The organism is Flavobacterium sp. HNIBRBA15423 (assembly GCF_052655965.1).
Genome location: NZ_CP199751.1, coordinates 1,777,807 through 1,792,550, shown reverse-complemented (window position 1 = coordinate 1,792,550; position 14,744 = coordinate 1,777,807). Strand labels below are relative to the sequence as shown.

The window sequence follows — 14,744 nt, the reverse complement described above, 5'->3', positions numbered from 1 at the left end:
ATGAAAAAAATCAACAGTACCATTTTACTAATTAAAGCATCAAATAGATCTTTAGTTCTCATTATTTTAGGAATTAGTTTATCCACATTAAATGTAGCTTATGGGCAGTTTAATACTAATGGAAATGATTTATATTGGACAGAAGGTAGCGTAGGAATTGGATTAAATCCTCCCAAAGCTAAGTTAGATGTTTCTTTGCAAACAGATTTTATGTATCAAAATGAATCTGGATTTAGATTGACTTACCCAATACCTGCACTTTATCCAGATCCAGGACCATCAACTATAAATGAAAATATTTTTCATATTAGACAAAAAACTATAGGTAATAATTATTCTACAAAAGTAGTGGTAAAAACTGATGGTGATACAGGAATTGGAATTGCTGAACCAAATAGTAAATTACATGTTAATGGTAGAATTCAAATATCTGGAACAAATTCATATGGAGGTCCAATGTTACTTTTTGGGGGAAAGGTAAATTCAACAGAAGCAGGACAATGGGGTATTGAATATATTGCAGATGGCGCTTCAGGACTCAATTTTTGGAAACCTTTTGGAAGTAATAATTTTGGAAATTACTTTATGTACTTAGCAGATAATGGGAAAGTAAGCATTGGACTTGATCCTAATGAAGTAAATACATTTGGAGGAATAACATATCCAGGAGAATATAAATTATTTGTTGCCCAAGGTATTTTAACTGAGCGTGTAAGGGTAGCACTAAGATCATCAGCAGATTGGGCAGATTATGTTTTTAAAACAGATTATGATTTATTATCCATAACAGAACTAGAAAAATATATTGATGAAAAAGGTCATTTGCCTAATATTCCTAGTGCGGAAGAAGTTGTTAAAGAGGGAATCGATTTAGGCGCAATGGATGCAAAATTACTTGAAAAAATTGAAGAATTGACACTTTATATCATCAAACTGAATAAAGAAATTGAAAAGCTTAAAAGTAATAATGATTTAAAAGATTAATTATTATGAAAAAAATAAAATTTTTATTACTTCTTCTTTTTCTAAATCTACTCAATTATAATATTTTTTGTCAAAATGTTATATTGAATGGTGATTTTGAAAATGGAAATCATCAAAGTGCATGGGATTCGCCAATTAACGCATTTCAATCTGACTATACATCTGATTTTTTTGATTATTGGAGAAGAGCGGATGGTAATCTTGGTACAATATATCATTCTCCTGATTGGCGTTATACTGATCCTAATTTAACTTGGTTAAATTATGGGAGAAATTATAATTATGATACATTTTACACTCCTCCAGGAACAACTACACATGTTGCGTTTGGTGCTCCATCTGGCAATGGAATGCTAGGTATGGGACCTGCGGAACTAATTCAACAAGGTTATAACTTGTCTTTATTATTAAATTCTCTTGATGGACTTATAAATCCAAAAATACGATTAAGATTTAAAATAAGGTTAAGTAATCGTACAAATATGGATACAAGCACAAAACTTAGCTTTTATTTGTCAAAGAAGAAATTGAAATATAAATCGATTGATAATGCTTGCGCAAATGGAAATAAATTCCATGAATTTTCAACTAACCATTATCAATACATGTCTATTTATAATGATGATAATTTGTTGAATAAATATCCTCCAGGTGAATGGCATCAGGTGGAACAATTAGTAACATTACCCTCTAACATAGAAGATTATGAATGGATAGCTATCAATCTTAATACATTTGAGAACGGGAATTCAAATTGTGGAAATAATGAATATTGTTGTACTAATGAGTACCTTTATTTAGATGATGTTGAATTGATTGTAGGATGCGAAGATACTTGTAGTAATACTGATGGACCAATGAATGTTCAATTATGGGGAAATTTAATTACATCAACAAATTATACTAGGATAACAAACTTAAATAATGTAAGTAGTTTAACATTTAGTGTTTATGCTTTAAATGGAGATCTTGTTTATACAAACTCTGTAAATTGTGTAAATGGAATTGGACATGATATTTATTGGGATGGCAAATCAATTGGTGGAGCTAATTTAGCAAATGCTTATTATAAATATGTCATAAAAGCTAAAAATGATTGCTTTGAAAAACAATATACAGGCACAATAGCCAAGAATCAAAGCTATACTGGTCCTATTACGGCTAATTTCTCTCAATTGTGTTCAAATGGTTCAAATGTAACTCCTGAGCCTTGCTGTTTGACGGATGAATATTTAGATTATTTAATTTTAACTGGACCAATAAATTCGTCTTATATCGTTAAGGATAATATTTGGGTTTGCACTAATACTCCTGATTTTTCAGATGAAGTTAGAATATTAAACAATGCAGATATATTATTTCAAGCAGGAAAAAAAATAGAATTAGCTGAAGGTTTCAATACAGAACTAGGAGCCAAATTTATTGCACAAATAGAATCTTGTGATTGCCAAGGTTGTAAAATTGATAATCATGATACGAATCAAAATCATTCTGAAATTTATAAGAAAGATATAAAAGAAGAACTTCCTATAGAGTTAGTTGATGAGATTAAATTATATCCAAACCCAACAAATGGAGTATTAAATATTGATTTAAATTATTCTTCAAGTGGAAATATAGAATTGTACTCATTAGATGGAAAGTTAGTATTTGCAAAAGAATATATTAATGAAAATAAAATTAATATTGATTTATCTAATAATAAATCAGGAATCTATTTTATTAGATTGCTATTTAATGGAGAAACAATCACTAAAAAAATTATTAAAGAATAAAAATGTATTGTTCTTAAATACGATTCTAACTTAAAGTAGATATAGTTTGAATCTTAAATAGATTTAGTAATGCTGTTAAATAAACCATCTCAGAATAAATTTTGAGGTGGTTTGTTTTTTTGGTTAATAAATATTTAAGAAGTAACACTTAGTTGTAGATCAATCAAAATTGTGCAATCTGACTAATTGAACTAAAGAAAGGATTGTATTTTATTACTATTGAATTGACAAAGGGAATTATAGAGAGAAGTTAATTAAAGAGTAACAAAAAGTATTGTTTTTAATAAAGGTGCCCAGTTATAATTTAGTTGTGGCTGGACTTTTTTATTGTTTTTACTTACCATTGCTAAAAACTCTTGAAATAGAGTTAAGAAGTATTTGTTATAATTAATTCAATTTTTTGCGTTTATATATTAATAAAGTGTATTTTTTTTATAAAATAAATAAATATTATATAATTAAATTGTGCTAATTTAATATATTTATGCAAAATTTATATATATGGATGTTATTACTTGTCCAAAATGCAGTGGTAATACAATTGTTAAAAGTGGTATTATTAAAGACAGACAGCGCTATTTGTGTAAATCGTGTACCTATTATTTTACGGTCAATAAAGTAGGAAAGAAAATAGACGATTATTATGTTACCAAAGCTTTGCAACTCTATTTAGAAGGTTTGAGTTATAGAGAAATTGAACGTATTATAGGTGTTTCTCATGTTTCCATTAGCAACTGGGTGAAAGAATATAAAATGAAAAAACCACCTCATCCTAATTATCATCCAAGCTATAAAATATTCAAGCATGCAGAACTTGTTGAATATCTAAAAAGTAAAGATCACTTATCTGGTGCTGGAATGATTATTACTGAATTAGGTGATAAATTTATGCTCATAAAATGGGAACGATTTAAAGATTAACTATACTACTTTACATATATATATATACTATTTTACAAAACAAAAAATAATTTCAAAATTTGATTACACAAAAAACCAAAGTAAAAATCAAATTTTAAATTATGAAGAAAATATTATTTATTACTGGGTTACTTTTCTCAATGTTGAGTTTTTCACAAGGTTCTCCTGATTATGAAGGAGGTCTTAAAGTAAAAATTAATGAAGATGGTTCTAAGTATTTTAGAATTATTTCATGGGCACAATTTTGGGCACAACACAATTCTGATCGACCTTTAGATGGAAATGGTAACGAACAAGCTGACTTAAACTTCAGTCTTCGTAGAGCACGTATTTTAATGTATGCACAAGTAAGCAAGGACTTTTTGATTTTAACTCATTTTGGATTAAATAGTTTAAATGCTGAAAATATGAGTCCTCTTGGTACTCAAGATGCTTCTCAACTATTTTTTCATGATGTTTGGGCACAATATAGCTTGGGAAAAGACCATGCTATAGGTGGTGGTTTGCATTATTGGAATGGAATTTCTCGTTTAAATAATCAAAGTACATTAAACATTATGACATTGGATAACCAGAGACAAGCTTGGGCTACTCTTGGACTATCTGATCAATTTGCAAGACATCTAGGAATATATGCAAAAGGTGCATTTGGAAAATTTCAATATAGAGTATCTATTAATGAAGCAGAAACTAATAATTTACAAGAAGGAGTTACTCCTGTAAATGATGGACCAGCTACTTATACAGGTAGAAGATTACTAGGTTCCAAAGATGCTGGAAAAGCCTATGCAGGTTATTTTGATTATGCTTTCTTTGATGCTGAAAGCAATTTTTTACCTTACAAAGTAGGTTCTTATGTAGGAACTAAAAAAATATTCAATATAGGAGCTGGTTTTTTTGTACATCCAAAAGGCGCTGTTATTGCTGATGCTACTGGAAATTTAAGTGGAGAAGATGTTAGTATTTTTGCAGTAGATGCATTTTATGATGCACCTATTGGTGGAAATGGTGGTGCAATAACTGCTTATGCTTTATATCAAAATAACGATTATGGTAAAGACTTTCGATTAGGAACTACTTATGAAACAGGTTCATTAGTGCATGGTCATTTAGGATATGTTTTGCCAATTAAAACAAAGACTAAAATTCAACCTTATTTGTCTATTGATTCTAGAAAAATTGATGCTTTAGATGATAATGCTTCTCAATTTGGCATTGGAACCAACTTTTACTTAAGTGGTCATAATTCTAAACTGACCTTAGAATATCAATCTTTAAAATATGCGCAAAGTGATGCGGTCAATACCATAACACTTCAAGCTATGATTTACCTATAAAACTTAAACTAAATTATTATGAGTGAGAAACAAAAACACGCAACAGCTTACTGGAAAGAAAACTTAAAATACTTATTAATACTTTTAAGTATATGGTTTGCTGTTTCTTATGGAGCTGGAATTCTTTTCAAAGACGCTTTGAACGAAATTAAAATTGGAGGTTTTCCTTTAGGATTTTGGTTTGCCCAACAAGGATCAATTTATGTATTTGTGATTTTGATTTTTGTTTACGTTCGATTGATGAACAAATTAGATAAGAAATTCGGATTTGGCGAATAAATACTAACCTATAAAAACTAAAATATCATGGATGTACAAACTTGGACCTATATTATTGTAGGTGTTACATTTGCTTTATATATTGGAATTGCAATTTGGTCTCGTGCTGGATCAACAAAAGAATTTTATGTAGCTGGTGGTGGTGTTTCTCCACTAGCAAATGGCATGGCAACAGCAGCCGATTGGATGTCAGCCGCTTCTTTTATATCAATGGCTGGAATTATTTCCTTTGCAGGTTATGATGGAGCTGTTTATTTAATGGGTTGGACAGGTGGTTATGTTTTATTAGCATTGCTACTTGCTCCATATTTAAGGAAATTTGGAAAATTTACAGTTCCAGATTTTATTGGAGAACGTTATTATTCTAACACAGCAAGAACTGTAGCTGTTGTTTGTGCTTTAGTTGTATCTTTTACCTATGTAGCAGGACAAATGCGTGGAGTAGGAGTAGTATTCTCTAGATTCTTAGAAGTTGAGATTGAAACGGGAGTTATAATTGGAATGGTAATCGTGCTCTTTTATGCAGTTTTAGGTGGAATGAAGGGAATAACTTATACTCAAGTGGCACAATATTGTGTTTTGATATTTGCTTTTATGGTTCCAGCAATTTTTATTTCTATCCAAATGACGGGTAACCCAATTCCCCAATTAGGAATGGGAGGAACAATAACTGGAGAAGGAAATATCTATTTATTAGATAAATTAAATGGATTATCAACTGAATTAGGTTTTGCTGAATATACTAATGGTTCTAAATCTTTGGTAGATGTATTTGCTATAACTTTAGCTTTAATGGTTGGTACAGCTGGATTACCTCATGTTATTGTTCGTTTCTTTACAGTAAAAAAAGTTAGAGATGCACGTAAATCAGCTGGGTGGGCTTTATTGTTAATCGCTATTTTATATACAACTGCTCCAGCAGTAGCCGTTTTTGCAAAAACAAATTTAATTGAAACAGTAAGTGACAAAGAATATGCTGATATGCCAAAATGGTTTACTAATTGGGAAAAAACGGGTTTATTAAAATATGAAGATAAAAATGGAGATGGCAAGATTCAGTATTATAATGATAAGTCAAAAAATGAGGCTTTCTTAGCTGCGCAAGAAGCAAAAGGATTAAAAGGAAGCGAATTAACGATTGATAATGATATTATGGTATTAGCAAATCCTGAAATTGCACAATTGCCAAACTGGGTTATTGCATTAGTAGCTGCAGGAGCATTAGCAGCAGCATTATCTACTGCTGCTGGATTATTATTAGTAATTTCTTCCTCAGTTTCCCATGATTTAATTAAAAAAATGATTAACCCAAGTATTTCAGAAAAAGGAGAATTATGGGCAGCTCGTGGTGCAGCAACAGTTGCTGTAATTATCGCTGGTTATTTTGGAATTAATCCTCCAGGGTTTGTTGCAGCAGTGGTAGCCTTAGCTTTTGGTTTAGCAGCTGCTTCTTTTTTTCCCGCTATAATCTTAGGTATTTTTTATAAAAAAATGAATAAAGAAGGAGCTATAGCAGGAATGATTGTTGGTTTACTACTCATGTTATTTTATATGATAAAATTCAAATTTGGATTATTTGATGGTGGTAAAGATGCTGTAGCTGGTTTAAAAGAGAGTTGGTGGTTTGGTATTTCACCTGAAGGTTTTGGTACTATAGCAATGATTGTAAACTTTATAGTTGCTTTTGCTGTTAATAGTTTTACAAAAGAACCTCCACTTGAAGTTCAAGAAATAGTAGAACACATTAGAATTCCTTCTGGAGCAGGTGAAGCTACTGGACATTAATTATTGCTATTATTTAAAATGATTAAATCGCTGTAAGAAACTTACAGCGATTTTTTAAGTTTAAAAAGATTAATTGTACTTTTAAACAGATAAAATGAAAAAATGAAAAAAAGACATCAACAAAAGTTAGTCGTACTAGCTGTTTTTCTTTTTTTAACTTTGAATTTACCTTTACTATTATTGTTTGATAGTAGTGAGGCTATTTTTGGTATACCCATTTTTTACATTTATATTTTCTCTGTTTGGGCTTTCTCCATATTGGTTTCTCTCATCATTGTAAATCGATATTATGAGTAGTGTAGTTTTAATAATCATTTTATTAGTTTATTTAATTTTTCTTTTTTTTATTGCACACTGGGCTGAGAAAAAAGAAAATCTGAAATGGGCAAATAATCCTTATGTATATTCTTTTTCTTTAGCTGTATATTGCACCGCATGGACTTATTATGGAAGTATAGGAGTGGCTGCTAATTCTGGATTAAATTATTTAACAATCTATATTGGTCCCATAATCATTATACCAGCTTGGATAATTATTTTACAAAAAATAATCCGCATTTCTAGATTAAATAATGTTTCAAGTATTGCCGATTTTATATCACTACGTTATGGAAACAGTCGTTTTTTAGGTGCTTTAGTAACATTTATTTGTTTAGCAGCTATTTTACCTTATATCGCTTTACAATTAAAAGCAATTTCCGAAACCTTTCATGTGGTTACAAAAACTACTGAAAATTCATTAGTACTGTTTGATACCACAACTTATGTTGCTGTAGCCTTAGCTTTATTTGCGTCCTATTATGGAACACGTTATGTGGATGCTTCTGAGAAAAGAAAAGGAATCATTACAGCAGTTGCCATGGAAAGTATACTAAAATTGTTGTTTTTTATAATTATAGGTATTTATGTAACCTACTTTGTATTTGATGGTTATGGAGATATTTATAAAAAAGCTTCTGTTCTAGAGCATTTTAATGAGAAAAATACTATTGGAAGTATTGAAAATGGAATGAATTGGTTCTTTCTTTGCATGTTATCGTTGTTTGCTATTTTTTTATTACCAAGACAATTTCACGTTTCTGTTGTAGAAAATAATAGAGAAAAACACATAAAAACTGCCTTATGGATATTTCCTTTGTATTTGTTTATTTTTAATATTTTTGTTTTTCCAATTGCTTGGGGTGGAAATGTTTTGTTTGATGGTGAAGTAAAAAATGCAGATACTTATTCTTTATTGATTCCTCAATTTTTTAATAATACCTTTTTAACTATTATTGTATTTTTAGGAGGTTTTTCAGCAGCTATATCGATGATTATTGTTTCTAGTATAAGTTTATCAACTATGCTAAGTAATAATTTATTAATTCCTTATACATTTTTAGGCAGATTAAAAAATGAAGAGCAGGAAGCGAACAATAAAAAGATTGTTACTATAAGGAGAATAGGTATTTTTTCATTAATTATCATTGCTTATTTAATTTATCGTTTTTTTGCATTAGATTTTAGTTTAGGATCAATTGGCTTAGTTTCATTTGTAATAATAGGTCAGTTAGCACCTTCATTTTTTGGAGCCTTATTTTGGAGACGTGGTTCAGGATTAGGAGCAAAAAGCGGTATTATCATTGGTTTTTTAGTTTGTTTATATACTTTACTAATTCCTTATTCTTACGGATTGACCAATACAACTAATACTTTTATTGCAAGTGGTTTTTTAAATATAGATTTGTTTAAACCATTAGCCTTATTTGGTCTAGATTATTTATCACCCATTTCACATGCTTTCTTCTGGAGTTTATTATTTAACACAATGACATATTTTGCAGTTTCAGTAAGTTTTAAAGGTAATTATCGGGAACGCAATTATGCGGAAATGTATATAGATGTAGATAAATACAGTAATAATCATGAAAATGCATTTGTATGGAAAGGAACAGCTTATACAAGAGATATTGAAAAAGTGTTGCTTAAATTTTTAGGAGAAGAACGTACTCAAAGAGCAATGAGTATTTTCAATACAAAATATAATGTAGATAAAAATCAAGAATTAGCAGATGCCCGTTTAGTTAAGTTTGCAGAAAATTTATTAACGGGACATATTGGAACAGCTTCTGCTAAAATTTTAATCTCTAGTGTCGTAAAAGAAGAAAAAATTACTTTGCCTGAGGTATTAAAAATATTAGAAGAATCCAATGAAAATATTCAAATCAATAAAAAATTAATGGAGACTTCAAATGAATTAAAAAAAATAACCCAACAATTGCAACATGCTAATGAAAATTTGATTGTAAAAGACAGACAAAAAGATGATTTCTTAGATACTGTTACTCATGAACTTCGTACACCAATTACAGCCATAAGAGCAGCTAGCGAGATTTTAATAGAAGATGAAGAGATACCTAATGATTTGAAAAGACAGTTTCTCCATAATATTATTTCTGAATCAGATCGTTTAAATCGTTTGATTAATAAAATTTTAGATTTAGAAAAATTAGAAACAGGAAAGCAAAAACTAAACCTTAGTCAAAATGATTTCTACAACACCTTATCTAAAACAATAGAGCCTTTACTTCAATTAATTAAAAACAAAAATATTAATATATTATCTGAAAATACAATACCTGCACCTTTATTTATTGTTTATGATGAAGATAGAATTATTCAAGTATTGACTAATTTACTTTCAAATGCAATAAAATTTTGTCCAGAAGAAGGTGGGAAAATTACCATTGAAGTAATTGATAAATCAAAATTTTATGAAATAAGTGTGGTTGATAATGGGAAAGGGATTGACCTTAAAGATGCAGAAATGATTTTTGATAAATTCTATCAATCTGATAATCAAAATATAAAGAAGCCACATGGTAGTGGATTAGGTCTTGCTATTTGTAAACAAATTGTAGAATTGCATCAAGGAAAAATTTGGGTAAAAAACAATGAAAATACAGGTGCATGTTTTACTTTTACACTTTTAAAATAAACAATGATTAAAAGGCAAATATAGAATGAAGAAAATACTCCTTGTGGATGATGAGCCTAATATTATTATGTCGCTTGAATATACTTTTAAAAAAAATAATTTTGAAGTGTATATTGCCCGAGACGGTCAAGAAGCCTTAGATATACTAGAAAATCAAATTCCAGATGCTATCATACTAGATGTAATGATGCCTAATGTTGATGGATATGCAACTTTAGAACAAATTAAAAAAAATGAAAAATTAAATCATTGTAAGATAATCTTTTTATCTGCTAAAAATAAAGAAACAGATATCCAAAAAGGATTAGATTTAGGTGCAAATGCTTATATAACAAAACCTTTTTCATTGAAAAAATTAGTAGATAAAGTGAAAGAGTTATTAGAATAAATAGAAATAGTGTTATATTGTATAACTATATTAAATTAGCAATATAAAATTTATTTCTTCTTAGAGAATTATTATATTTACGTTACAAATAAAAAATAAATACAAATGAGCTATTACAAAATAAATGACTTAGAGAATTACTTTAAAATGTATAAGAAATCGGTTCGTGAACCAAGGAAATTTTGGGATAAAATAGCCGATGAAAACTTTAGTTGGTATCAAAGATGGGATAAAGTATTCGAATTTGATATTGAAGAAGCACAGTTTAAATGGTTTTTGAATGCTAAAGTTAATATTGTAAAAAATTGTATTGACCGTCATTTAAATAAAAGAGGAGATAAAACGGCTATTATTTTTGAACCGAATAATCCAGATGAAGAAGCACAACATATTACATATAACGATTTATATGTTAGAGTTGCTAAAATGGCCAATGTCTTAAAATCACAAGGCATAAAAAAAGGAGATCGCGTTTGTATTTATTTACCTATGATTCCAGAATTAGCAGTTGCTGTTTTAGCTTGTGCTAGAATAGGAGCAATACACTCTGTTGTATTTGCTGGTTTTTCTTCAAATGCATTATCTAGTAGAATTAATGATAGTAAATGTAAAATAGTAATTACTTCTGATGGTGGTTTTAGAGGAAATAAAACAATTAATTTGAAAGGAATTGTAGATGAAGCTCTAAAAGATTGTTCTAGCATTGAAAAAGTTTTAGTAGTTAAAAGAACTAATGAAACTATAAATATGAAAGAAGGTCGTGATTTATGGTTACAACCACTTTTAGATGAAGCAATAGATAATCATGTTGCAGAAATAATGGATGCAGAAGATCCTTTGTTTATTTTATACACTTCAGGATCTACAGGAAAACCTAAAGGAATGGTTCATACTACTGCAGGTTATATGGTTTATACTGCTTATACATTTAAAAACGTTTTTAATTATGAAGAAAATGATGTCTATTGGTGCACAGCAGACATTGGTTGGATAACAGGACATTCTTATATTTTATATGGACCATTATTAAATGGAGCTACAACAGTTATGTTTGAGGGAATTCCTTCTTATCCAGACTTTAGTCGTTTTTGGAATGTAATAGAAAAACATAAAGTAACACAGTTTTATACTGCTCCAACAGCTATTAGAGCTTTGGCTAAAGAAAGTGTAGATTATGTAAAAGGTTTTCCTTTAAGTAGTTTAAAAGTAATTGGTTCTGTAGGCGAACCTATTAATGAAGAAGCATGGCATTGGTATAACGATCACGTAGGTGGAAAACGTTGTCCTTTAGTAGATACATGGTGGCAAACAGAAACTGGTGGTATTATGATTTCTCCAATTCCATTTGTAACACCAACTAAACCAACATATGCTTCATTGCCATTACCTGGAATTCAACCTGTTTTAATGGATGAATTGCGAAATGAAATAGAAGGAAATCAAGTTACAGGTAGTTTATGTATTAAGTTTCCATGGCCATCAATGGCAAGAACAATTTGGGGTGATCATGAACGTTATAAAGAAACTTATTTTTCAGCTTTTCCAGGGAAATATTTTACTGGAGATGGTGCTTTACGTGATGAAGTAGGTTATTATAGAATTACAGGTAGAGTAGATGATGTAATTATTGTTTCTGGTCATAACTTAGGAACAGCACCAATTGAAGATACAATTAATGAGCATCAAGCTGTTGCCGAAAGTGCAATTGTTGGTTTCCCTCATGACATTAAAGGAAATGCTCTATATGGTTTTGTTATTTTAAAAGAATCTGGAGAAAGTAGAAATCAAGATAATCTAAGAAACGAAATTAATAATTTAATTGCTGATAAAATAGGTCCAATTTCTAAGTTGGATAAAATCCAATTTGTAAACGGTTTACCAAAAACCCGCTCTGGAAAAATTATGCGTAGAATATTACGTAAAATTGCTGAAGGAGAAGAAAGCAATTTTGGAGATATTTCAACTTTATTGAATCCTGAAATTGTTGAAGAAATTAAAAAAGAGAAGTTATAATTAACCATTTTCAATATAAAAAGAGGTTGCTTATTAAAGCAACCTCTTTTTATATTATATTATTCCTTAAAAAAATAATAACTTTATACATTATCTAATTTTATTAAAATGCAAATTATAAAAACGAGTCTTCCAAAAGATTCTTTACTACATAAAAATGGTAGTAGTTATAGTTATATTGATAGTTTTCAAGGTTTTATAACAGACAAAGAGAATAAAATTACACCATTATCTATTTTAAAAGCTTTTTTTAATTCTAGCCCAAAATGGATTGAAGTTTTGTTTACAATTAGAAATAAAATAGTTCAAGTTTTTGGTTTGAAAACACCACAAAATAGTAAAAACAAACAAGAGATAATAGCTAATTTAAAGGGTAAACCTAATGAGCAAATAGGTCTTTTTAAAATTTTTGAAACTACTAATAATGAAATTATAATGGGAGAAGATGATAAACATCTCAATTTTAGAGTTTCATTATTAATGAACCAATCTGAATTTGAACCAACAAAGAAAAATATTACAGTAAGTACAACAGTACATTTTAATAACTGGTTTGGCAAATTATATTTCTTACCAGTAAAGCCATTTCACAATAAAATTGTTCCTGCTATTTTAAAATCAATTTTAACCGAATTAGAAAAAACAGATAATAACTAATTATATAGTTTTACTTCCTAAAATGAATCAAAATTTACACGTAAAATTAGTAGAAAACACTAATTCAGAGAGCATAACTCATTTGCTACATCAATTAAATCCTCAAATTGAATTAGCACTTATTAAAAAACGTCAAAAAGAGATGTTTCAGTTCAATAACTATATTTGTTTTGGTTTGTATTTAAATGACACTTTAATTGGTATTACTTGTGCTTGGATTATGATTCGTATCTATTGTGGTAAGCAAATAGAAATTGACAATGTTATCCTTGATAGTAAACACCAATCCAAGGGATATGGAAACATTTTATTGAATTACATTGAAAAATGGGCTATAGATAATGATTGCGAAACCATTGAACTGAATACGTATGTTCAAAATCCAAGATCACATAAATTTTATTTTAATAACAACTACAAGATTTTAGGCTTTCATTTTCAAAAGAAATTATAGTTTAAACAAAGGTTAAATACTAGAATTTTAGCTCTTTTTACTGTACATTAGCTTAATGAATAATCAAAAAGAATTAGGTATAATAGGTGGTGGTTTAGCAGGTTTAACGGCAGCTATTCATTTGCTAAAACATGGCTTTTCTGTTACTCTTTTTGAAAAAAATAGTTTTCCAAAACATAAAGTTTGTGGCGAATTTATTTCTAATGAAGTTTGGGAGTATTTAAAATTATTGGATCTTGATATTGAATCGCTTAAACCTACAAAAATTAATAGAACAACACTTTCTACACAAGATGGAAAAACTATTAATTCTAGATTACCTTTAGGTGGTTTTGGTATTAGTCGTTATACTCTAGATAATTATTTGTACCAAAAAGTAATCGCTTTAAAAGGAAATATAATCCAAACAAATGTTACAAATACAGTATTTTCAAACGATATATTTACAATCACAACAGAAGAAAATAAGCACTATCAATTTAAAATAGTATTAGGCGCTTTTGGTAAACGTTCTTCAATAGACATACAGTTAGAACGCAAATTTATTCAAAAAAAATCACCATGGTTAGCTGTGAAAGCGCATTACATATTAGATTTTCCTAATGATTTGGTTTCGCTTCATAATTTTGAAGGTGGTTATTGCGGTGTTTCTAAAGTAGAAAATGATATAGCTAATGTTTGTTATTTGGTCCAATATAATTCTTTTAAAAAATATAAGGATATTGCTAATTTTCAAAAGCAAGTAATGTCAAAAAATCCACATTTAAAGAACTTATTTACAAACGGAAAATTGTTATTTGAAAAGCCATTAACCATTAGTCAAATTTCTTTTGAAGACAAATCAAAGATAGAAAATCATGTGCTAATGATAGGTGATGCAGCTGGATTAATTCACCCTTTATGTGGTAATGGAATGGCAATGGCAATTCATAGTGCAAAAATTGCTAGTGAATTGGTAACCTTATTTTTGCAGAATACAATAAATCGCGAACAATTGGAATTACAATATACTAGTATTTGGGATAAAACCTTTAAAAATAGATTACGTTTTGGAAAAATAGTATCAAAAATAGTATTAAATCCATATCTTTCTAAAATTGTAATGAAAAGCTTGTTATTTTTTCCGTTTATGATATCAATGATTATTAAAAGAACACACGGTAAGCCAATTTAG

Annotated in this window: 12 protein-coding genes; all 12 read left to right on the top strand. The window is 29.0% G+C overall.

What is annotated here, in order from left to right; translation table 11 throughout:
• The 12 genes from ACULEV_RS08070 (at position 1) to ACULEV_RS08015 (ending at position 14,744) form a co-directional block, all read left to right on the top strand.
• Complete coding sequence (locus tag ACULEV_RS08070; RefSeq protein ID WP_445458160.1) at positions 1–984, top strand: hypothetical protein; 984 nt, start codon at positions 1–3, stop codon at positions 982–984.
• A gap of 5 nt (positions 985–989) precedes the next feature.
• Complete coding sequence (locus tag ACULEV_RS08065; protein WP_445458159.1) at positions 990–2,759, top strand: T9SS type A sorting domain-containing protein; 1,770 nt, start codon at positions 990–992, stop codon at positions 2,757–2,759.
• Positions 2,760–3,260: 501 nt separating this feature from the next.
• Positions 3,261–3,680: an IS1/IS1595 family N-terminal zinc-binding domain-containing protein gene (locus ACULEV_RS08060; RefSeq protein WP_445458158.1), complete on the top strand. Its 420-nt coding sequence runs from the start codon at positions 3,261–3,263 to the stop codon at positions 3,678–3,680.
• Between the two features lie 101 nt (positions 3,681–3,781).
• A complete protein-coding gene (locus tag ACULEV_RS08055; protein WP_445458157.1) occupies positions 3,782–5,017 on the top strand; it encodes a hypothetical protein in 1,236 nt (411 codons plus the stop codon).
• An 18-nt stretch (positions 5,018–5,035) separates the two neighbouring features.
• Positions 5,036–5,296 (top strand): DUF4212 domain-containing protein, encoded by a 261-nt coding sequence (locus ACULEV_RS08050; protein ID WP_445458156.1) that lies wholly within the window; start codon positions 5,036–5,038, stop codon positions 5,294–5,296.
• Between the two features lie 27 nt (positions 5,297–5,323).
• Positions 5,324–7,081, top strand: a complete 1,758-nt coding sequence (locus tag ACULEV_RS08045; RefSeq protein WP_445458155.1) for a sodium:solute symporter family protein — start codon at positions 5,324–5,326, stop codon at positions 7,079–7,081.
• A 289-nt stretch (positions 7,082–7,370) separates the two neighbouring features.
• Positions 7,371–10,058 (top strand): ATP-binding protein, encoded by a 2,688-nt coding sequence (locus ACULEV_RS08040; protein WP_445458154.1) that lies wholly within the window; start codon positions 7,371–7,373, stop codon positions 10,056–10,058.
• 25 nt (positions 10,059–10,083) lie between these two features.
• Positions 10,084–10,446, top strand: coding sequence for a response regulator transcription factor (locus ACULEV_RS08035; protein WP_445458153.1), 363 nt, complete (start codon positions 10,084–10,086; stop codon positions 10,444–10,446).
• A 105-nt stretch (positions 10,447–10,551) separates the two neighbouring features.
• Positions 10,552–12,459 carry an acetate--CoA ligase gene (acs, locus tag ACULEV_RS08030; protein WP_445458152.1) on the top strand — a complete coding sequence of 636 codons (1,908 nt, stop codon included), beginning with the start codon at positions 10,552–10,554 and terminating at the stop codon, positions 12,457–12,459.
• Positions 12,460–12,567: 108 nt separating this feature from the next.
• Positions 12,568–13,116: a DUF2867 domain-containing protein gene (locus ACULEV_RS08025; protein WP_445458151.1), complete on the top strand. Its 549-nt coding sequence runs from the start codon at positions 12,568–12,570 to the stop codon at positions 13,114–13,116.
• A 22-nt stretch (positions 13,117–13,138) separates the two neighbouring features.
• Positions 13,139–13,570: a GNAT family N-acetyltransferase gene (locus tag ACULEV_RS08020; protein WP_445458150.1), complete on the top strand. Its 432-nt coding sequence runs from the start codon at positions 13,139–13,141 to the stop codon at positions 13,568–13,570.
• Between the two features lie 55 nt (positions 13,571–13,625).
• Positions 13,626–14,744, top strand: coding sequence for an NAD(P)/FAD-dependent oxidoreductase (locus tag ACULEV_RS08015; protein ID WP_445458149.1), 1,119 nt, complete (start codon positions 13,626–13,628; stop codon positions 14,742–14,744).